The organism is Rhodococcus erythropolis R138 (assembly GCF_000696675.2).
In the GTDB taxonomy this organism is placed as follows: domain Bacteria; phylum Actinomycetota; class Actinomycetes; order Mycobacteriales; family Mycobacteriaceae; genus Rhodococcus_F; species Rhodococcus_F erythropolis.
Genome location: NZ_CP007255.1, coordinates 5,337,103 through 5,358,013 on the forward strand (window position 1 = coordinate 5,337,103; position 20,911 = coordinate 5,358,013).

At 63.2% G+C, this 20,911-nt stretch carries 20 protein-coding genes; 11 read left to right on the plus strand and 9 right to left on the minus strand.

The window, feature by feature from the left end; all coding sequences use genetic code 11:
• The first annotated feature begins 39 nt into the window (after positions 1 to 39).
• Positions 40 to 1,278, plus strand: a complete 1,239-nt coding sequence (locus tag H351_RS24460; RefSeq protein ID WP_059016371.1) for an HNH endonuclease signature motif containing protein — start codon at positions 40 to 42, stop codon at positions 1,276 to 1,278.
• Positions 1,279 to 1,366: 88 nt separating this feature from the next.
• Here H351_RS24460 and H351_RS24465 read toward each other — a convergent pair whose 3' ends face one another.
• From H351_RS24465 to H351_RS24475, 3 genes are read right to left on the minus strand one after another with little or no spacing between them, the layout of a single operon-like run.
• Positions 1,367 to 2,386: a DUF2804 domain-containing protein gene (locus tag H351_RS24465; protein WP_029254792.1), complete on the minus strand. Its 1,020-nt coding sequence runs from the start codon at positions 2,384 to 2,386 to the stop codon at positions 1,367 to 1,369.
• A gap of 2 nt (positions 2,387 to 2,388) precedes the next feature.
• Positions 2,389 to 3,141 (minus strand): isocitrate lyase/PEP mutase family protein, encoded by a 753-nt coding sequence (locus H351_RS24470; protein ID WP_029254791.1) that lies wholly within the window; start codon positions 3,139 to 3,141, stop codon positions 2,389 to 2,391.
• A 46-nt stretch (positions 3,142 to 3,187) separates the two neighbouring features.
• Positions 3,188 to 4,456, minus strand: coding sequence for a cytochrome P450 (locus H351_RS24475; RefSeq protein WP_029254790.1), 1,269 nt, complete (start codon positions 4,454 to 4,456; stop codon positions 3,188 to 3,190).
• Positions 4,457 to 4,584: 128 nt separating this feature from the next.
• On the opposite strand from H351_RS24475, the gene H351_RS24480 reads away from it, so the two are divergent.
• Genes H351_RS24480 through H351_RS24495 form a run of 4 tightly spaced genes read left to right on the plus strand, consistent with a single transcriptional unit; the run spans position 4,585 to position 9,496 of the window.
• Positions 4,585 to 5,220: a TetR/AcrR family transcriptional regulator gene (locus tag H351_RS24480; RefSeq protein ID WP_020968862.1), complete on the plus strand. Its 636-nt coding sequence runs from the start codon at positions 4,585 to 4,587 to the stop codon at positions 5,218 to 5,220.
• Positions 5,221 to 5,229: 9 nt separating this feature from the next.
• Complete coding sequence (locus H351_RS24485) at positions 5,230 to 6,642, plus strand: hypothetical protein (protein ID WP_029254789.1); 1,413 nt, start codon at positions 5,230 to 5,232, stop codon at positions 6,640 to 6,642.
• Between the two features lie 13 nt (positions 6,643 to 6,655).
• Positions 6,656 to 8,068 (plus strand): hypothetical protein, encoded by a 1,413-nt coding sequence (locus H351_RS24490; protein WP_029254788.1) that lies wholly within the window; start codon positions 6,656 to 6,658, stop codon positions 8,066 to 8,068.
• Between the two features lie 48 nt (positions 8,069 to 8,116).
• The gene (locus H351_RS24495) at positions 8,117 to 9,496 is read left to right on the plus strand and encodes a hypothetical protein (RefSeq protein WP_244891391.1); all 1,380 of its coding nucleotides are present in this window, start codon (positions 8,117 to 8,119) and stop codon (positions 9,494 to 9,496) included.
• Here the strand turns inward: H351_RS24495 and H351_RS24500 are convergent.
• The gene (locus tag H351_RS24500; protein WP_029254786.1) at positions 9,453 to 9,878 is read right to left on the minus strand and encodes an NUDIX hydrolase; all 426 of its coding nucleotides are present in this window, start codon (positions 9,876 to 9,878) and stop codon (positions 9,453 to 9,455) included. The genes H351_RS24495 and H351_RS24500 overlap by 44 nt on opposite strands.
• 190 nt (positions 9,879 to 10,068) lie before the next feature.
• On the opposite strand from H351_RS24500, the gene H351_RS24505 reads away from it, so the two are divergent.
• From H351_RS24505 to mnhG, 6 genes are read left to right on the plus strand one after another with little or no spacing between them, the layout of a single operon-like run.
• Positions 10,069 to 12,906 (plus strand): Na+/H+ antiporter subunit A, encoded by a 2,838-nt coding sequence (locus tag H351_RS24505; protein ID WP_029254785.1) that lies wholly within the window; start codon positions 10,069 to 10,071, stop codon positions 12,904 to 12,906.
• The gene (locus H351_RS24510) at positions 12,903 to 13,535 is read left to right on the plus strand and encodes a Na(+)/H(+) antiporter subunit C (RefSeq protein WP_019744495.1); all 633 of its coding nucleotides are present in this window, start codon (positions 12,903 to 12,905) and stop codon (positions 13,533 to 13,535) included. The genes H351_RS24505 and H351_RS24510 overlap by 4 nt, the downstream gene beginning before the upstream one ends.
• Positions 13,532 to 15,232, plus strand: coding sequence for a Na+/H+ antiporter subunit D (locus tag H351_RS24515; protein WP_029254784.1), 1,701 nt, complete (start codon positions 13,532 to 13,534; stop codon positions 15,230 to 15,232). Before H351_RS24510 ends, H351_RS24515 begins: the two co-directional genes overlap by 4 nt.
• On the plus strand, positions 15,229 to 15,801 hold the full coding sequence (locus H351_RS24520) for a Na+/H+ antiporter subunit E (RefSeq protein ID WP_003945063.1): 573 nt from the start codon (positions 15,229 to 15,231) through the stop codon (positions 15,799 to 15,801). The genes H351_RS24515 and H351_RS24520 overlap by 4 nt, the downstream gene beginning before the upstream one ends.
• A complete protein-coding gene (locus H351_RS24525) occupies positions 15,798 to 16,067 on the plus strand; it encodes a monovalent cation/H+ antiporter complex subunit F (protein WP_003945061.1) in 270 nt (89 codons plus the stop codon). Before H351_RS24520 ends, H351_RS24525 begins: the two co-directional genes overlap by 4 nt.
• Positions 16,064 to 16,408 carry a monovalent cation/H(+) antiporter subunit G gene (gene mnhG, locus H351_RS24530; protein ID WP_003945045.1) on the plus strand — a complete coding sequence of 115 codons (345 nt, stop codon included), beginning with the start codon at positions 16,064 to 16,066 and terminating at the stop codon, positions 16,406 to 16,408. Before H351_RS24525 ends, mnhG begins: the two co-directional genes overlap by 4 nt.
• Here mnhG and H351_RS24535 read toward each other — a convergent pair.
• From H351_RS24535 to H351_RS24555, 5 genes are all read right to left on the minus strand, one after another.
• Positions 16,374 to 17,741: a phosphatase PAP2 family protein gene (locus H351_RS24535; protein ID WP_021333973.1), complete on the minus strand. Its 1,368-nt coding sequence runs from the start codon at positions 17,739 to 17,741 to the stop codon at positions 16,374 to 16,376. The two genes, mnhG and H351_RS24535, sit on opposite strands and share 35 nt — an antisense overlap.
• A 105-nt stretch (positions 17,742 to 17,846) precedes the next feature.
• On the minus strand, positions 17,847 to 18,971 hold the full coding sequence (locus H351_RS24540; protein WP_003945034.1) for a glutamate--cysteine ligase: 1,125 nt from the start codon (positions 18,969 to 18,971) through the stop codon (positions 17,847 to 17,849).
• A gap of 90 nt (positions 18,972 to 19,061) precedes the next feature.
• Entirely contained in the window at positions 19,062 to 19,763 is a 702-nt protein-coding gene (gene sodC / locus H351_RS24545; protein ID WP_020906693.1) for a superoxide dismutase[Cu-Zn], read from the minus strand.
• 95 nt (positions 19,764 to 19,858) lie between these two features.
• A complete protein-coding gene (locus H351_RS24550; protein ID WP_021333972.1) occupies positions 19,859 to 20,455 on the minus strand; it encodes a LytR C-terminal domain-containing protein in 597 nt (198 codons plus the stop codon).
• Between the two features lie 53 nt (positions 20,456 to 20,508).
• Positions 20,509 to 20,859 (minus strand): DUF3263 domain-containing protein, encoded by a 351-nt coding sequence (locus H351_RS24555; RefSeq protein WP_007730120.1) that lies wholly within the window; start codon positions 20,857 to 20,859, stop codon positions 20,509 to 20,511.
• Positions 20,860 to 20,911: the final 52 nt, after the last annotated feature.

The window sequence follows — 20,911 nt, forward strand, 5'->3', positions numbered from 1 at the left end:
AGTCTTGTGTTCGAAACTTTGTTCGATTAGACTTTCGGCATGAACAGTCGGGAAGCATGGCAGCTGGATGGCGAGGACCTCAAGAGTGAGGTTCTCGATCTGGTGCGTGTCCGACAGGAGTTGCAGTCGCGGTTGGTGTTGTTGATCGTGGAAATGTTTTCCCGTGACGTTCTCGGCGGGAAGGGTTTTCGGGCGATCGCGCAGTGGTTGCACGGTTCGACGAATCTGGAGATCGGTGAGTGCAGTCTGCTGGTCGGGTTGGCGCGGTTGTTGATGCTCGAACCTGTTGTCGCGGATGCGTTTCACCGGGGTGACGTGGATGGGTTGAAAGCGCGTCAGGTGGCGTCGTTTGGTCAGCATCCGCCGAAGAACATGACCCTGGCGGACGTGGACAAGGCCCGGGGGATTCTGCTCGGGTTGGCGTCGAAGAACATCGCGGACTGTGATGCGGTGCGGGCAGCGATCCGCCGAATCGAGAAGCAGTACGGCAAACGCGAGGACGGCGTCCCGGTCGGCGAGGATTCCGAACGTAACGAGTTCTACGCCTCGAAAGGCCTGTACGGCAGAGTGACGGTGAAGGGTGATCTGGATGCGGTCAACGGGGCCCGTCTGATCACGTTGTTGTCGAGTTTGTCGGCGCCGACGCCGGCGAAGGACGGTGTCAAGGACACGCGTACTCCGGCGCTACGGCGTGCGGACGGGTTTTGTGAATTGTTGCGCCGGTATGAGCGGGCGGGGTTGGGTCCGATCGAGGGCGGCGTGAAACCGCACATCACGGTGACCGCGTCCGCGAAAGACATGACGGACCTTAAAGTTCTGAAAGACCTCTTGCCGTCGACGGAGGAACTCGGGTTTGCGTGGACGGATTGGGTGGGCCCGATCAGCATCGACACCGCCCGGATGCTCGCCTGCGACTGCACCGTCACCCGGATCCTCCTGGATGAGAACGGTGTTCCGCTCGACTGCGGTAAGGAAGCGAGAACAGCAACGGTGCCGCAGCGACGGGCTCTTGCGGTCCGGGATGGCGGGTGCGCGTTTCCGGGGTGCGGGACGCCGTCGGGGTGGTGCGATGCTCACCATATCGTTCACTGGAACGATGGTGGCCCAACAGATCTCGACAACCTGATCTTGTTGTGCGGTCATCACCACCGGACACTGCACCACACCGAGTGGCGTGTCGAGATCGGCCCGGATCGGAAGTCGGTGTTCTATCCGCCGATGTCCGTTGACCCGTATCAACAGCCGATCGGCGGGAACAGCCCACCAATAGCAGCCTGAAGTGAAATAACTCGAGACGCGAGCACCGGGGCACGATCATGCCCCGGTGCCCATGCTGCGTTCCGTCATCTTCGCGGAGATGTACGGCCTACCAGCGGTTCCGAACCTCCTCGGCAAATCCGAGGAGATCTCGAACGACCACGGAGGTACCGTCGTCGAGGATTACTGTGCCGGAGAACTTTCCGAACACCTGATGCTGAATCGAACGCAGTACCCCGACGTCGAAAGTCGCGGCACGGTCGATGATCGGCTCGAAAGTCATCTCGAAGCGACCATCGTTGCTCGAGAAGTTCCACGGAGCGCCGTCGTACGTTCCCTGCGGGATGCCGAAGTCGATCCTGTCCAGTTTGTGTGCCCGACCGCCGACAAACACGATGTTCTCGCTGGCCGCCGTAGTGTCGCCGAAGCCGTAACCGATGTTGAATCCGAACCGCTCGCCGTTCACCAGTCCGGATGCAGAACCCCAGTACCAGGTGTTGTCGTAAGTCCAGACTCCCCTGCCCCAATCGAGAACGCCGAACGAGTCTTCCGAGCGAAATGTGAAGTCGTCGCTCCCGATTCGCACAGTCCCGGCAGCGGGCAGGCAGTTGATCTTCTGGTTGTAGTAAAACGAACGGGACGCCTTCGGAAACGGTGTGGCGATCACCATCCGGTCATCGGCAGGACTCGCCAGGAACAAATCGGCATGAAGGCCTCGCCCACCGTCGAAAGCCGGGTAGTCGACAATCAGGTGGCGCCCACCGTCCACATGGCGAAACTCGAAGCGAGCTTTACCTTTCGACACCACCACATCACCGTCGTCCGCGCTTTCGGGCAGACCGAGCCTTCCCATCGGGAACGGCAGCATCACGTTTTCGGTGATCTCGTGTGGTGTTCGGAAATCGAGCCAGGAGACTCCGAGCAAGCCCATGTACCCGTTGTCGGCGACGGTCAACGCGATGCCGTAATCCGCAGTGAGAACGCAGTAGTAGTCCCACTCCTTGATCCGGAACTTGGGAGCGGTGATCGCAGAGCGTCGATACTTGCGAATCTCCGATGGGGCCCAACCCGTCTCGACCAAATGTCCGCGATCGTCGAGAAGCGGGCCGGGCGACATCAGTGTCTGCATTCTTACTTCCAGCGTCCCAAGATCTCGTTCGCACGGTTGGCCAATGCCATCTGGAAGAACGGACCGAAGCTCACACGTGCCACTCCGAGCGGACCGAAACTTGCCGGATCGTCCTGGTCCGGGATTCCGATCGCATTGATCGGAAGTGGAAGTTCGGACGTCAGGCGGCGCTGGGTCGCGTCGTCATGCCGCCCGACGGGGTAAAGAACGTCGGCGCCGGCGTCGGCCGCCAGCTTGAGGCGTGCGATGGCGCGATCGACACGATCGGACTCGTCACCGACCTGCTTCACGAACAGGTCGGTGCGCGCGTTGACGACAACGTGAACTCCGGCTGCGTCGGCGGCCAGACGAAGCCCACCCACGAAGTCGGCGTGCTCCTGCGCCTCACGCAAGCGTCCGCCTTCACTGTGGACGGTGTCCTCGATGTTGAGTCCGACAGCGCCGGCATCGATCAACCCGTCGATGAGAACTGCCGGCTCGAGCCCGTAACCACCCTCGATGTCCACCGAGATCGGGGCGTCGACCGCACCGGTGATCTGCTTGATCCGGTGCAGAAGTTCGTCGAAGGTGATGCCCTCGTTGTCCGGCTTGCCGATGGAATCGGAAACCGGGTGGCTGCCCACCGTCAGGGCTGCAAAACCGGCAGCCACCGCAAGATTCGCCGACCACGCGTCCCAGACCGTCGGGAGAATGACCGGGTTACCTGGCTGGTGCAACGCCAATAGAGCAGTTGCCTTGTCGTTGATCGAAGTCATGCGGTGGCTCCTCGAGATCGTGGGGTGTACCTCTCACCTACCGACTCTAGTGAGCGACCGGGCAGCCTGTGCTCTTGTAATCGACCTGGAACTCCTTGATGCCGTTGATCCAACCCGAGCGCAGACGGCGCGGATCACCGATCTTGGTGATGTCCGGGACGTTGTCGGCAATCGCGTTGAACATCAAGTCGATCTCCATACGAGCGAGGTTGGCACCGATGCAGAAGTGCGCGCCCGTTCCGCCGAAGCCCAAGTGCGGATTGGGGTTACGAGTGATGTCGAACGTCATCGGGTTCTCGAAGACGTCCTCGTCGAAGTTCGCGGAGCTGTACAGCATCACCACGCGCTGCCCCTTCTTGATCGACACTCCTGCCAATTCCGTGTCCTCGAGCGCGGTGCGCTGGAAGGCGGTGACGGGTGTCGCCCAACGGACGATCTCGTCGGCCGTCGTCTTGGGACGTTCCTTCTTGTACAGCTCCCACTGCTCGGGGTTGTCCAGGAACGCGATCATTCCGTGCGTGATGGCGTTGCGGGTGGTCTCGTTCCCTGCGACCGCCAGGATGAGCACGAAGAACCCGAACTCCTCCGGGCTCAAAGCGTCGCCGTCGATGTCGGCCTGGACCAGAGTCGTGACGATGTCATCTGCCGGGCAGGTACGACGCGCATCTGCCATTTGGTACGCGTATCCGAGGACCTCGGTGGACGCGACTGCCGGATCACCCTGGTATTCCGGGTCGTCGTAGCCCATCATCTCGTTGGACCACTTGAACAGCTTGTCCCGATCGTCCTGCGGTACACCGATCAGATCCGCGATCGCCTGGAGCGGCAGCTCGCTGGCAACCTGCTTCACGAAGTCGCCCGGGCCTTCGCTCACAGCGGTGTCGACGATGCTGCGCGCACGACGATCCAATTCGTCGCGCATGCCGTTGATCGCGCGCGGCGTGAACAGCTTCGAAATCAGCTTGCGGAGCTTGGTGTGCTCCGGCGCATCCTTGTTGAGCAGAAGATGCCGGAGCATCTCGACGGCCTCACGTGGCATGTCGTCGGCGAAACGCGCGATCGCGGTGTTCTCCCAGCTCGAGAACACATCGCTGCGCTGGCTGACCTCTTTGACGTCAGCGTGACGCGAGACCACCCAGTAGCCCTCGTCCTGGAATCCACCAACGGTCGGCGGCTGCTCACACCACCACACGGGCGCGCTTCGACGCAGTTCGGCGAATTCCTCGAAAGGGATCCGCTCCTCGAGGACAGCAGGATCGGTGACGTCGAATCCGGCCGGTAGGTCAGGCGTGCGAGTTGTGTCCGAGATGGTCATGGCGTCCTCTGATCGGTCGATTGTGCGCTACACCACAGAGTAGCTTTCACTAACGGGCTGTCAAGTGAAAGACGGAGAGTCTCGTGCAATTGACCCGTGAGAGCCCCCGCGGCACTAGGATCCCGGTAATGACAGATACCTCCGGCAGACTGACGCTGCGAGAGAAGCAGAAGCAGCGAACCCGCGCAGACCTCGTGGATGCCGCCGGCGCGCTCTTCACCGAACGCGGATACGCGGCTGTCACCGTCGAGGACATCGCCGGCCGGGTCGGTTGCAGCCGCGCCACCTTCTACCTGCACTTCCCCGGCAAGATCGACATACTCAAGGCCCTCGGCTCGAACACGGTCGTATCCAGCACGCTCGCGATATTCCAGGATCTCGACCACGTACTCGATTCCGGTTCGCGCGAAGAATTCGCCGGCTGGATCAACCGCGCTCTCGACTGGTGCCGCGATCACCACCACATGATGCGGGCGTGGGACGAGGCCATGGTCCTCGAACCCGAATTCCGAACACTGGCACGCGAAGGCATCTCCGCACTGCCCAACGCGATGCCGTCGTACCTGGCACGCTGGCCGCAGAGCCGACACGACGAGGCGAAACTCCGGGTCGAGCTCCTGCTGACACAGATCGAGCGCTTCTTCATTCGGTGGGCGGAACAGGGCGCGATCACCGCGGGTGCGGACGTCGCAGCAGACGTTCTCACCGACATCTGGTTTCCGGCACTCACGCCGCCCACGACCGATGTTGCGGCGCCGCGATAGGTTGGCCCGATGCCACTCGATCTTCGAGCGATCCTCACCACCGTCGCTGCACTCCTGTCCGGGATACTCGCGGCGCTGGCCCTGACCAATCCCGTTCTTCGCGACTGGGCCATCGTGGCCTCCCCGTCAGAAGTAGATCGCTGGATCAGCAGCGGACCGACTGCTGTCGGCCTCGGCGCCGTGATCGCCGTGCTTGCCTGCGCCATCTCACAGCGTCGCGGGTCCCGTCGGGCGGCGTGGATCGCGATCGCCGTCGGCGTCGCCGTCATCGCGATCGTTCGGGCAGTCGTACCCGAAGTTGCGTCACTGGACCTGCTGATCGCCTTGATCATCGTCAAAAGTGTTGCAGCCGGCACCATTCTGGGCTGCGTGGTTGCCGTCAGTTGGGACCGCACTGCCACGAAGAACGCGACACTCCTCGGCGTGCTCGCCACCTTCCTCGCGATCCGCACGTTCGCCGGTGGGACAGCCAGGATGACGACTTCTTCGGTGGGTGAGCCGTCGTGGTGGCTGATCGGCGCCACGGCCGCAGCAGCAATCGCCTGTGCAGTGACCGCGCAAGCCGGCTTCCGGATTCGCAAGCCGGACTCGGGTGAAATCCGCATCGCTCTCGTGGTGATCACCGCGCTGGCGATCGGGCATCGAGTGCTCGGCGCCGTGATCGACCGCCAGCAATACGCGTCCGAGGCGACCGCCTGGATCGTCATGGTTTTGGCGGCAGGCGCTGCGCTCGCCTTGACGTGGATCGCCGCTTACCGCCTCGGCGACGCCTCCGGTGCTGGTGGCAAGTTCCTCTGGGCGGCAACCGCACTGGCCGCTGCGTCGGCCCCGCTCTTCGTCGACATCGCGAAGGGTTCCGGCCACTGGGGAGACCTGAAGTCCCCTTGGGTACTGGTGCTTTTCGCGGCCCTGCCGGTTGCCGTCGGATTGAGACTGCACAAGCAGGTGCCAAACTTCGTGCCCATCGCCGTTCTCGTTGCGGTTCCACTGTCAGAACTAATGCCCTTCGACTCCGCGCACGGCGTCTGGTCAATCGCGCTGAAGATCGCCGCGCTGGGCCTCGCCGCCGGTTTGCTGTTCGGTTCCCTTGCTCCCGGCAGCCTGGTCGACGCCACACTCGGACTCGCCATTCCCTTTGCCGCGATGACCTTCTCGTCGATCGCCATTCTCACCGATCAGCTCTCTTTCCCACCGATGATGACGTCGATATACATCCAAGGCCAGCTCGACATCGATGCGGTCTCTCCCCACGGCGACGGAGGATTATTCGGACGCGGCATCGGAATCACCGTCGACTACGTCACCGCTCAGACTGTCGGCACTGCAATCCTCTTCGCCCTGATCATCGGATTCTGTGGTGCGGCGATCCTTCGACGATCCCACCCGCCCGTCGAGGTATCGGAACCCACCGAGACCGCCTGATCGGGGCAGACCGATGACCATCGACCTCCGGTCATGCACCGGCGCCCTCGCGGCCTTTCTCTCGGGAATCCTTGCCGCCCTGGCGCTGACGAACCCAGCGCGAATGAGATGGCCTGTTACCGAACCGCAGTCGAAGATCGACCAATGGATCAGCAGCCAATCCACCAGCGTCGTGGTGGGCGCCATCGTCGCCGTAGGGGCCTGCGCGTATCTCCAGCACCGCGGTTCTCGCAGGCGTGCGTGGGCGTTTGTGTACTCGGGCGTCGTCGTGTTGATTCTGATCAGATTCCTCGTCGCCGAAGAAGTCGGTCTTGATCTGCTGAGCGTTCTGGGTTTCGCCAAAACCATTGCAGCCGGACTCATCCTGGGCGGCGCTGTCGCCGCATCGTGGGACAGCCGCCTCGGACGCAACCTGCTGATCATTGGCGCGGTGTCGACGTGGTTGGCCGCGCAATCGTCCACCGGCGATTTGATGCCCGTCAGCACGTCGTCCATCGGCGAACCTGCCTGGGCACTTCTGTTGCTGACCCTGATCTGCGCAGTGGCGTGCGCAGTGACAGACGACTCCGAATTGCGGATCAGCGAAAGCGAACCGGGCGTCGCCGCAGCCGCTCTGGCAGTTGTCACCGGCCTCGCTGTCACCCAACGGATTCTGAGTTCGGTCGTCGACCGGCAAGAGAACCCACCGACGTTTTCGGGTTGGCTGGTCATGGTCGCGTCCACCGTCGCCGTCCTCACCCTGACCTGGTTCTGTGTGAGGAGACTGGACACAACTTCAGGCAGTGGCGGATTCCTTTGGGCTGCAACCGCTGTTGGAGCCGCCGCCACGACGGTGTTCGCGGATCTGACCGACCGCTTCTTTCTCGACGGTGACCGAACCTCGCCGTTGGTGATCGCTGCCCTCGCGATCATCGCGGTCGTCTTCGGCTTGTCGCGTTCTCGACACCGGGATCGCACGATCGCAGGTCTGGCTCTGCTGGCTGCGATCCCGTTGTCGGAGTGGATCTTCGACGGCGAACACGAACTTGCTCTACTGCTCCGCATTGTCGCGCTGGGCGTCGGGTCGGGATTGCTGCTCGGATCCGTTCTGCCGTCGAATCCCGTCGCAGCGACGCTGGGGTTGACGATTCCTTTCACTGCCCTGGTCTTCATGTCGATCGGGCAGCACGAGATCGAGACAGTGTCGTCAACGTACGTCCGGCACGATCCGCCCTCGACGTACGTCGAGTACAACTCTGAATTGCGAGCCTACGTCGACGCGAGCGAGCCCGATGCAGCCTTCCGGGCCGAGGCCGCGACCATTGCCTACGCGTACGAGGCGCCGCCACGCTCCGACGGCGCGGCACTCCTGATGTGTGTAGTCGTCGTCGCCACCGGGATCGCGCTCCGCCGCCGCAGCCCCGTTGACACACCGTCACCGGACTGAGACCTCCTATTGCGTTGCAACTGGTACCGGATTGACTATTTTGGAGCAGTGCCCATCGCCCGCAGGACGCTGCTCGTCGCACTGAGTGGTGTGACGGCATTCGTCGTCACCGTCGTCGCTTTGGCACCGTTCGTGAACAGCCAGTCGACGTCGATTTCGACGGGCGACCGATTCTGGTCCATCTCGACCATCGGCGCCGGCGTCTTGGCTGTGGTCGCGGTCGGGACAGCCGCGATGATGGCCCGTTGCCGATTGCGGACCGCGGCCATGACGGTCTTCGGCGGCCTCCTCCTCGAACTGCCCGGGCTCTACGATCACAACTTCGAGGCACTCTCGCCCGTCGGTGCGGGAGTCGCTGTCGGCGCGGTGACGGTTGCTGCCGCTCCCCGGGTTCGAGCTGCCTCGGTCGCGGGAACGATTGTGGCTGTGCATGTCTCGGATTCGCTCCTGGACGAAGACGCAATTCCTCGGCGGTACGCGGACTACATCGCCGACAACACCAACCAGTTTCAACCACCAGTGTTGGGGGCAACACTGCTCGCGCTCGCTTTGGCCGCCGCCTGCGTCGCCGCGTTCTGGTTCCACGATTTCGACAAGGACCACCCCAAGGAACGGATGGCCGTTCGGCCGGTGACTATCGCGGCGGTGCTCACTCTCTTCGGGGTCGCGGCAAATTGGTGGTTCGAGATCACCACCGTCACGGCGGCCGTACCCCTTCTACTCGTCGCGCTCGTAATCACGGTGATCTGCGCGCGGGTGCTGGGCGATGGCGGTCGAATCCTGCTGATGTGTACCGCCGCCGTCGCAACTCTGGCGGCGGTGTCGGCGAACCGTCCCGCAACCGAAGCTATGGAATGGTCGAAAACCCCCGCCTCGACCGCCGTCGTGATCGGCGTCGTCATCGTCGCCGCGGCAGCAATCGGCGCGATCGCTCCCTCTCGGGTCGTCGGCTACGGATTGCTCCTGGCGGTGACGGTCGCCGGGATCGTCAGCTACGCCACGTCGCCGTCGCCGAAGATCGGTGACGTTCTCACGATCAGCGATCTTCTTGTCGCCTTCACCTCTGCGGTCGTCACGTACGCGATCGCCAGCGCGATGTACCGAGAGCCACCGCGGACCGGAGCGTCACGAGCCCTCGTCGGACTCGGTGTCATCTTCGGCCCGACGGCGCTGGCCCTGCTCGTCTATCCGCAGTTCGACTACGGATGGACGGCGTACACGCCGCTCGACGAGAACAAGCCGTTCAACGGCATCACGACGGTCGGCCCGTTCGAAATCTCGACCGACATCCTGATACTCGACGCCGTGGCACTGATCATCGTGGCCGTCTGCGCCTATGCAAGTCTGCGCTTGGGGCGAGTCAATCGATCCGTACCTCCGCCGATCAGTCGATCAGATCCATCGACGCCAGGCGATGGAACACTTTGAGTGATCCCGGCGCCACCTCGTCCATCGCTGCGTACTCGGCGAGCGTGAAGTAGCGGAACTCGGCGATCTCGCTGGTCGGGCGCGGGTCTCCGGCCATCTCCGCCAGATAACAACTCATGTGCAGGCCCGTGTCCGCGGAATGTCCGAAAGCGTGAGCCTCGAAGACGTCGAGGAACGTCACCGTCCCGTCGACCAGATCGACGTCGAGTTCCTCCCGAATTTCGCGGTGCAGTGCCTGCTCGGGCGTCTCACCCGAGTCGATCTTTCCGCCGGCCATGTAGAACGCGGTCTTGCCCACGGAGCGGGTCTGGATCAGCTTGCGGTCACGAATGTGCGCAAGGGCGGCGGTACGGATGATCGTGGTGGGAGTCGACGAATTCACGTCGTCCAACCTACGTGTATCAGCGAGTGCCGATGATGTCCGAATCGACTCGCTGCACATCGAAACTGCCACGCCCGGTAATATGTACGCAAAGACAACCTCTCCGACTAGGTGAATTGTCTCGTTAATCCGATAGGTTCGATTTTGTTCGGACACCCCGCCGCCCGCTGACAACACGACGGAGTGCCTTTTGCTCGCTATCTTGCTTGCCCATGCCGTTGCCGCCCTCTTGGCTCCGCTTGTGGTGCGCAGGTTAGGGCGAAACGGCTTCTTCCCCCTCGCGATAGTCCCCCTCGCCGGCCTCGGCTGGGTCATCGACAAATGGGGCACCGTCGAGACGCTGCACATCACCTGGGTTCCCGGCCTGTCGATGGACATCGACTTCAGATTCGACGCGCTTTCCGCCATCATGGCCGTGCTCGTCCTGGGCGTCGGCACGCTGATCCTGATCTACTGCGCCCGCTACTTCAACGACGACGAACCTCGACTCGGCATCTTCGCCGCCGAGATGGTCGCCTTCGCGGGTGCCATGTTCGGACTCGTGACCAGCGACAACATGCTGCTTCTCTACGTGTTCTGGGAACTGACGACCGTCTTGTCGTTCCTGCTCGTGGGTCACTACGCCGAACGCGCCACCAGTCGCCGCGCCGCGACCCAGGCACTGCTGGTCACCACCGCCGGTGGTCTGGCGATGTTGGTCGGCATGATCATCCTCGGCCAGATCGGCGGCAGCTACAACCTGTCCGAACTGGTCGCGAACCCGCCGACGGGGTGGCTCCCGTCCGTCGCGATCGTCTTGATCCTGATCGGTGCGCTCTCCAAATCGGCAATCGTGCCCCTGCACTTCTGGCTGCCAGGTGCGATGGCCGCGCCCACCCCTGTCAGCGGTTATCTTCACGCGGCCGCAATGGTCAAGGCCGGTATCTACCTCGTCGCACGCCTGGCTCCCGGGTACGCCGATTCGCCGCCGTGGCGCATCACCATCATCAGTTTGGGTCTGCTGTCGATGATCCTCGCCGGTTGGCGAGCCATGCGCGCGTACGACCTCAAACTCGTCCTCGCCTTCGGAACCGTCAGCCAACTCGGCTTCATGATGGTCCTGGTCGGCATCGGCACGCGTGACGCCGCCCTGGCCGGCATGACGATGGTCGTGGCGCACGCGATGTTCAAGGCCGCACTCTTCATGGTCGTTGGCATCATTGATCACACCACCGGCACCCGTGACCTGCGCAAACTTGCTCACCTGGGTAAAGCGGCACCCGCTCTCGCGATCATCGCGAGCCTCGCTGCCGCCAGCATGGCCGGTCTACCACCGCTACTCGGATTCGTCGGCAAGGAAGCCGCACTCGAATCAGTTCTCGAAACCAACGCGCTAGGCCACTGGTCGTCGATCGCCGTCGTCACGGTGATCGTGTTGGGCTCGATCCTGACCGTCGGCTACAGCGTCCGGTTCATCTGGGGAGCCTTCGGACGCAAGACCTTGAGCAAGCCGAGTCCGGCCGTGAGCAAGATGCACAAGCCGGGTTGGCTGTTCCTGTTCGCGCCCGGCCTACTCGCAGTTCTCGGTCTGGCCGCCGGCATTCTCTCGCCCCAACTCGAGAAGCTGCTGACGCCGTACTCCACCACGCTGTCCCCCGGACCGCACGCCGATTACCACCTCGCGCTGTGGCACGGATTCAACACTCCGCTACTGCTCACCTGCATCGTCATCGCCGGCGGCATCGCGCTCTACATCGCGCAGCGTCAGATCAGCCGCCTGCACTTCGAGCACCCGCCGCTCGGCAACGCCGACCGTATCTACGACGCGACCCTGCGCGGCATGGACACCATCTCGATGCGCCTGACCGGTGCCACTCAGCGTGGTTCGCTCCCCCGCACGCAGTCGACGATTCTTGCGACGCTGGTCGTGGTGCCACTGTTCCTGCTGATCATCGACACCGATGGCGGCGGAGTCGACCTTCGGATGTGGGATTCACCCATCCAGTTCACTATCGCGCTGATGATGATTTCGGCCGCCATCGCCGCGACGCTGATGCGCAACCGACTCGCCAGCGTCATCCTCGTCGGACTCACCGGCTACGGCTGTGGCGTGTTGTTCGCGCTGCACGGCGCACCCGACCTCGCGCTGACCCAGTTCCTCGTCGAAACCTTGACCCTCGTGATCTTCGTGCTGGTACTGCGGAAGTTCCCCGCAGAGGTCGACGAGAGCAAGGCAATCGGCTTCAAGTGGCCGCGTGCGGCACTCGCAGTCGCGGTCGGTATCACCGTCACCACCATCGCGGCCTTCGCGACCAATGCGAGAAACACCCGTCCGATCTACGAACTGCTTCCCGACGCGGCCTACGACCTGGGCAACGGCAAGAACGTCGTCAACGTCCTACTCGTCGACATCCGCGCATGGGACACGCTCGGTGAGATCTCGGTCCTGCTGGTCGCGGCAACCGGCGTCGCCAGCCTCGTGTTCCGCAACCGCCGCTTCGGCATCGCGCCGCGAGTCGCGGACGCCCCCTCCGTCATCGTCGACAAGGCAGCGGCCAACTCGGACACGACGTGGTTGCGCGGCGGAGACCTCATCGATCCTCGACACCGTTCGCTGGTTCTCGAGGTCACCACGAGGTTGATCTTCCCGACCATCATGGTGTTGTCGATCTACTTCTTCTTCTCCGGTCACAATGCCCCCGGCGGCGGTTTCGCCGGAGGCCTGACGGCGGGCCTCGCCCTCGTGCTGCGTTACCTCGCCGGTGGCCGCTACGAGCTCGGTGAAGCCGTACCCATCGACGCGGGCAAGATTCTCGGCCTCGGTTTGGCACTGGCCGCGGGCACCGCCCTGGTGTCGCTGTTCCTCGGCGCTCCGGCACTCTCGTCGGCTGTCTTCGAGTTCACGCTCCCACTCATCGGCCACGTCAAACTGGTCACCGCACTGTTCTTCGACCTGGGCGTCTACCTCATCGTGGTCGGCCTGGTCCTGGACGTAGTCCGAAGTCTCGGCGCCCGCCTCGACGCAGAAATCGAGGTGAAAGCACCATGAGCGCAAATATCGGAATGCTGATCCTGATCGGCGTCCTCACGTCGGCCGGTGTCTACCTGCTGATCGAACGAAGCATCACCCGGATGCTCCTCGGTCTACTTCTATTCGGTAACGCCATCAACCTCTTGATCCTGACCGTAGGTGGATCGGACGGGAATCCGCCCATCGTCGGCCGAGATTCGGTCCACGAGGAGATAGCGGATCCGCTCGCCCAGGGCATGATCCTGACGGCCATCGTGATCACGATGGGTATCGCCGGCTTCGTTCTGGCACTGGCGTACCGGTCTTACAAGATCAACACCGCCGACGCCGTCGAGGACGATCCCGAGGACACCAAGATCCTCAAGCGTCGCCTGCCTGCCGACGCTCCCGACCACGACCGCTCCGACGACCCGGTCACCGGTGCCCCGAGCATCGGCGGCGACGCATTCGACAAGGACGGCAACCCTATTCCCCTCGAACAACTGGTCAACCTCGAGGACATCGAATGCTACGACGACCTCCACGACGGCGACTTCGAGGACGAACCGGTACCCGACTGGGCCACCGACCTTGCTCGTAAGAAGGAATCCGAGAAGCGGCGCAAAGACGCTCGCCAGACCAAGATCGAGGGAGGTGGCGGCGCATGACCATCTCGGACAACCTGATGGGAGCCCTTGCGCCCCTGCCCGTCCTGATCCCGATGCTGGCCGCAGCTGCGACGCTGGTTGTCGGCCGACGTCCGCGTTTCCAGCGTGTCATCACACTGATCGCGCTCATCGGCGTCGTCGCGGTGTCTGGATTGCTGCTCTACCTCGCCGACCGCGACGGTACGACGGCCGTTCAGGTCGGCGGCTGGGACTCCCCCATCGGCATCACACTCGTCGTCGACCGTCTCTCGGCGATGATGCTCGTGGTCTCGTCGGTGGTGTTGCTCGCCGTCATGATCTACGCGATCGGTCAGGGTATTCGCGACGGCAGCGAGGCCCAGCCGGTCTCGATCTTCCTGCCGACCTATCTCGCATTGACCGCCGGTATCTCGAACGCGTTCCTCGCCGGTGACCTCTTCAACCTGTACGTCGGATTCGAGGTTCTGCTCGCCGCGAGTTTCGTGCTCCTGACGCTCGGTGCCAGCGCCGACCGCGTTCGGGCCGGTGTCTCGTACGTGATGGTCTCGATGGTGTCTTCGCTGATCTTCCTGGCGGGCATCGCCTTCGCCTATGCGGCGACCGGCACCCTCAACATGGCCGACATGGCCCTGCGCTTCGACAACATTCCGCCGGGCACACGAACCGCCATCTTCGCTGTCCTGCTCGTGGCGTTCGGCATCAAGGCTGCGGTCTTCCCGCTGTCGGCGTGGCTACCGGACTCGTATCCGACCGCGCCCGCACCGATCACCGCCGTCTTCGCCGGGTTGCTCACCAAGGTCGGTGTGTACGCGATCATCCGCGCGCACTCGTTGCTGTTCCCGCAAGGAGAACTCGACAACGTACTGATGGTGTGCGGTCTGCTCACGATGGTGGTCGGCATCATGGGTGCCATCGCGCAGAGCGACATCAAACGTCTGCTCTCGTTCACACTGGTCAGCCATATCGGTTACATGATCTTCGGTATCGCACTGTCCACGACGTCCGGGCTGTCCGGCGCGATCTACTACGTCGCCCACCACATCATCGTGCAGACGACTCTCTTCCTCGTCGTGGGTCTGATCGAACGACAAGCCGGGTCGTCGTCGCTGCGCCGACTCGGCGGTCTGGCGGCCGCCAGCCCGATCCTCGCGATCGTCTTCCTGATCCCGGCACTGAATCTCGGTGGTATCCCGCCGTTCTCGGGCTTCATCGGCAAGGTCGCGCTCCTGCAGGCCGGTGCGGCCGACGCCAGCGCGCTGGCCTGGATCCTCGTCGCCGGCGGCACGATCACCAGCTTGCTGACGCTCTACGCCGTCGCCCGCGTGTGGACCAAGGCCTTCTGGCGAGCCCGCGCCGACGCGCCCGAAGGTGACCTCGCCGACGTCAGCCCGTCAGCACTGATCGACGAGTCCGAAGAGGACATCGCGTTCGTCGACCGCGAGGACGTCGGCAAGATTCCGGTCTTCATGCTGATTCCGACGGTCGGACTCGTCATCGTCGGCCTGGCACTGACGGTGTTCGCAGGCCGGATCATCGACATCAGCGACAGAGCGGCGAAGGATCTGCAAGACCGGTCCATCTACATCGACGCGGTTCTCGGCAACCACCGACCCGTGCCGGTCGACGAAGCTCCCGTCGCTGCAGACGACCCTGCTGTAGCTCCCAGTACCGATGCCCCGAACACCGACGCCCCGAACACCGAGGAGGCTCCGCGATGAAACGCGAACAGGTACTCCGCGTCGGGATCCTGCTGTGGCTGATGGTCGTATGGATCCTGTTGTGGGGCAACATCAGTTTCGGCAACATCTTCGGGGGACTCGCCGTCGGCCTGATCATCATGGTCCTGCTTCCCCTCCCTCGCGTACCGGTAGAGGGTCGGGTACATCTGCTGTCGATTCTGCGCCTGCTGTGGATGATCGTGTACTACGCGATCCAGTCGAGTATCCAGGTCGCGTGGCTGGCGATCCGTCCGTCGCCGCCGCCGGTCACCGGAGTTCTGCGGTACCAACTCGGGATCAAGTCCGACCTGGTTCTCACGCTGTGCATCGACGTACTGAACCTGATCCCGGGCACCATGGTTCTCGAGATCGACCAGAACCGGCGCATCGTCTACGTCCACGTGCTCGACGTCGGATCGCAGAAAGCCGTCAGCGCGTTCTACCGCTCGGTGGAGGATCTCGAGCGGTTGTTCATCGCGTCGTTCGAACGTGATTCGGACTGGCAACCCAGCCCATGGCACCAGCGCGACTACGAATTCGATGCACCCCGGCAGGAGGACCAACCATGAACGGGTTCATCACCACGATCTTGATCATTTCCGGAGTGATTCTGCTGATCGCCGCCGTACTGACCACGTTCCGATTGCTCGACGGTCCGAGCTCACTCGACCGCCTCGTCGCTCTGGACACGATCATCGCGGTCTCGATGTGTGGACTCGCCGTCTGGGCCGCGTACAGCAAAGACACCACGATCGTTCCCGCGATCGTGGCGCTGGCACTGGTCGGCTTCATCGGTTCCGTGTCCGTCGCGCGCTTCCGGGTGAGTGACCAGTGATCGGCAACATCCTCGACACGATCGGGGCCATCTCCATCTTCCTCGGCGCGCTGCTCGCGCTGACCGCCGCGGTGGGAATCGTTCGCTTCCCCGACACCCTGCGTCGTATGCACGCGGCCACGAAACCTCAGGTGGTCGGACTGATCCTGGTGCTGATGGGCGCCGTGTTCCTGCTTCGTGGGAGCGTCGACATCTGGATGTTGGTCCTGGTGGGCATCTTCACGCTGCTGACCGCGCCCGTGATCGCGCACAGCGTCGGCCGAGTCGCCTACCGCGAACAGCGCGAAGAGGACGACCTCATGAAGATCAACGAGCTGGAAGACCCGGACTCTCTCCTGTAGCGGCATCCCACTCGCCGTCGCGCTCGCCCCACACCGCAAGTGCAGTGCCGGGGCGGGCGAAGAAGGTGGCGAAGTACGCGACCGACATGAGAACCAGGACAGCCATCAGCAGCGGCCCGAAGATCGCCGGGTACTCGGCCATCTGCACCGCAGCGAACCGGTACGAGAGCAACAACCCCGCGAGTAGTGCCGAGCCACCGATCAACAGACGCACTCGGAACCACCCCCAGCCTCGCTCCGGATCCCGTAGCGCCGCATCGAGGGTCAAGCACAGGACGGCACCGGCAATGAGGTCGACGCCGTAGTGGAATCCGAAGCCGAGCGTCGCGGTCAGGGTCGCAACGAGCCAGAACGATCCCAGGCTGCGAATCCACCACGGTCCGCTGCGCGAGTGGATGAACAATGCGACCGCCCACGCGGTGTGCAGGCTCGGCATGCAGTTTCGCGGTGCGGCGTCGTCGAACGGCAGCGACGACGGTGATGCGAAGTCGAAGTTGGGCACGATGTTCGGCCAGTAGTCACCGATCTGGAATCCGAACCCACGCGGACCGAAGGCGAACACCGGGCCGACCACCGGGAACAGGACGTAGAAGATCGGGCCGATCAGCCCGATGAGCAGGAACGTGCGCAGCAGGTGATGCGACGGCCATCCCTTACGTACTTGATAGAGAGCAACCACGATCACCGCGACCGGCAGTTCGACGTAGATCCAGTCGAGGGCTGCTGCACCGACGGGGCCCATGGCGTCGACGATCTGGCCCATAACCCACGACGGATTCCCGAGAGCCTGGTCGGCGAGGAACACGTACTCGTCCCACACGTCGGTGCCGACGAGAATGGTGATCTCCAGCCACGTCTCGGCAACCTTGGCCGCGATGATGAGCAACGCGCCGAGAGCGACGCCGTGCAGAACGCTGAGTCGACGCTCGCCGGACAACTTCCACACCGCGTACACCGCGATGGCCGTCAGTACCCAGGTGCCGCCGGTGCCCATAGTCAGCGGCCCACCCGAGAACCAGCGAATTGCCCCGACGACCACGTCGATCACGACTGCCGCGGATACCGCGTAGATGCGTTCTTTGTTGTTCAGTCCAACCAGCGCGAGAGCGAGACCCACCCAGGGCATGGTCGCCGAGCGAGGAACGAGGAAGTAGTCGCCGAACAGGCTTTCCACCGGACCGAGATAGCCCTTGTACGACGCGAACGCCTGCACACCCAGGACCAGCACGGTCAATGCTGCTGTGCCGATCAGAAGGAGTCGATGAGAACTCGACCACGAACGATCCGACTGTCCGGGTACGCCCCCTCGTTGGGACCAACTGTCTATCAACACCGGACAATAGTAAACGCCGTGTGAACCGAATATGGACGCAGACTGGACAATCGGTCTGTGTGCCCGTATTTCGACCCTACGAAACCATCGGCAACACGGAGTGCTCTAAGTACCCAACTCCGCGACCAATGCGTCGACTACCGCAACCAGATCGCCGCCCGTCGCTTCCGCGACACGGCGTTGACGCTGGTAGGAGGCACCGCGACGGGGAATGTCCGCCACCGACGCCAACTCGTCCGCGCAGCCGAGTGAGACCGCTATCGGCGCCAAGTCGTCGAGCAGGCGATCCAGATCGTCAGTGACGAGGCACTCGTTTGCGTCGGAGTCGAGGATGATCTCGGCGTCCAGTCCGTATCTCGCTGCGCGCCACTTGTTTTCCTTGACGTGCCACGGCTGCATGTTCGGCAGAGTCTCACCGGCACTCAGTCTGCGGTCCAGATCGACGATGAGGCAGTGGACCAGAGCAACGAGAGCACCCAGTTCAGCGCGTGTCGAGACGCCGTCGAACACCCGGACCTCGATGGTTCCCCACTTCGGCGCGGGACGGATGTCCCAGTGCATGCCACCGATCTTGGTGATCACACCGGTCTTCATCTGGTCGTCGATGAACGACTCGTATTCGGCCCAGTTCTCGAACTGGTACGGAAGGCCCGCGGTGGGCAGCTGCTGGAACATCAACGCGCGATTGGACGCATAGCCGGTGTCCACACCGGCCCACATCGGCGAGGACGCCGACAGCGCCAACAGGTGCGGATAGCGCTGCAGCAGTGCGTTGATGATCGGGAAAACGCGATCCGCGGACGAGACACCCACATGAACGTGCACGCCCCAGATCAGCATCTGCCGACCCCACCACTGCGTGCGTTCGATGAGTTCGTCGTAGTCGGGTGTCCGGGTGACCAGCTGCGTCGACCATTGCGCGAACGGGTGCGTGCCCGCGCTGATGAGGTCGACGCCGAGCGGATTCGCAGCGCGGCGAAGCAGATCCAGTGACCTGTCGAGATCACTCATCGCCTCGCCGACCGTCGAGTGAATACCCGTGACGAGTTCGACGGTATTTCGCAGTAGTTCCTTGGTGATGTGCGGGGTTTCCGAGCCGGCAAGCTCTTCGACCGCCGAAAACACCTCGGCTGCTGTGTTGGAGAGATCTCTGGTCTTGCGATCGACCAGCGCGATCTCCCACTCCACGCCCAGCGTCGGGCGCGGCGAACCTGGAAATGGAACTACCACGCAGAGAATCCAATCACAGTGTCGGTAAAAACACCGTGCTGGCTACTGCGTGGTAGTCGCCGGAAGTGATGCAAAACTCAGGTGAGTTTGTCAGCTCTTGGTGATGACACCGCAAGCGACACGTCCGCCGGCGTCACCGGTGTCGAGGGTCTGCTGATCCGGTGCCGGCGCGTAACGCGTCGGGATGTTGCCGAAGTTGTCCGCACCGGCGTGGATCATGACGGATGTTCCACCGTTTGCGACCAGTTCGTCGACGGTGAACGCGTCGGTCGTGGTGACCAGCGTGGCGGTGCCGTCTTCGAGGACCTGAACCGAAGTGAGGTCACCGCTCGCCGGGTGGCCCGAGTGACCCTCGGCCTGGAAGTGTCCGCCTGCCGAGAGGAAGTTACCCGGCTCTCCGCCGCTGGGGGCTACGGAATTGGTCTCGCACTTGGCGACCTGGTGAACGTGGAATCCGTGGAAGCCGGGGGTCAGGCCCTTGGCGTCGAGGGTGACCTTGACGTCGCTACCTTCCTGCGCGAACGTGACCGTTCCGACCTTGGCGCCGTCGGTGCCGTTCAGCGTTGCGGTGACAGTCTCGGCAGAAGCGCCGGCGTGAGCCGTCTCGGAACCGTGGCCGCCTGCGCTTTCGTGCGCGCTGGGATCGGCTGCACCGGTCCACACCGGAGGAGTCGTGCCGGGGACGCTGCTGGGCTCTTCGCTGTTACTGCAAGCGGTCAAGCCGAAAGCGGCAATCGCGACTACAGGGGCAACGACGCGCCAGGACATACGCCGGGTGCTGCTGGGGGCCATCGAACCGCTCCTTTGAGGTGGCGAGAAAGTGCTTCTGATCATAACGGCGCGTGTAGTAGCTGGAACCGACGGGTCAGTTCCACCTTCACGACCGGTCAGTTGGAGGTCACGATCACGATCACGCCAGGTGACGCGTTCGCGATGCCGGCGAATCGAGGTTCTGCGGTGACTCCGAGTTCAGCTGCGATCTTCTGCGCCGCTGCCTTCTCCGCCGCGGACGATCCGTAGTACACCGTCGTCGTACTGACGGTGCCCTCGCTGTAGTTACCCGTCTCCTCGACGTTCCAACCTGCAGCCGTCAATTCCTCGGCAGTGCCTGCTGCCAGACCCGAGACGGTGCTGTTGTTGAGAACTCGAACGCTGATATTCGACGTGTCGACGCCGCTCGCGGAGCTGGAAGTCGTGGTCGTCGCAGTTCCCGAGGGACGCGACGTAGTGGTGGTATCGCCCGAAGCGGGTTGCGTCGTCGCTGCCGGCTTGGAAGTGGCAGATGCCGGTGCGGTGGCGCTCGTCGTGGCAGACGCCGAGGATTCGGTCTGCTCTGCTGCGGTGTTCTCGTCGCCCGATCCACCGTCGCTCGATCCACCCAGTGAGGCTGCTCCGAGACCGATGAACACGATCGCCAACGCGATCAACACCATGGCGATTGCGCGAAGCGGAGGTCCGGACGGCTGCTCTTTCGGGGTACTCACGATGTCGACCTTATCGCCAGTGCGTGGACAGCCCGATCATATGTACGCGTGATTCAGGTGACCTCGAAGCCGAGGCGACGGGCGGCCCTGGCCTTCTGACGGCTGGCACGCAGACGACGCAGGCGCTTGACCAGCATGGGATCAGCCGCCAAGGATTCGGGGCGATCGACCAAGGCATTGAGAACCTGGTAGTAGCGGGTTGCCGACATGTCGAACAACTCCTTGATGGCTTCTTCCTTCGCACCGGCGTACTTCCACCACTGGCGCTCGAAGGAGAGGATGTCGTGCTCCCGGCGGGTGAGGCCGTCTTCGCCCACCTCGTGCATGCCTGCTGTATCTACTACCGAATCGTCGGCGCCAGTGCCTTCGGACTGGTTCCGACTACGCGCGGTTGCGCCGTCCATGTCACTCCTCGACTGCTGTGCTCGGCGTCAGCGAGACTCGTATGCCCGGTGT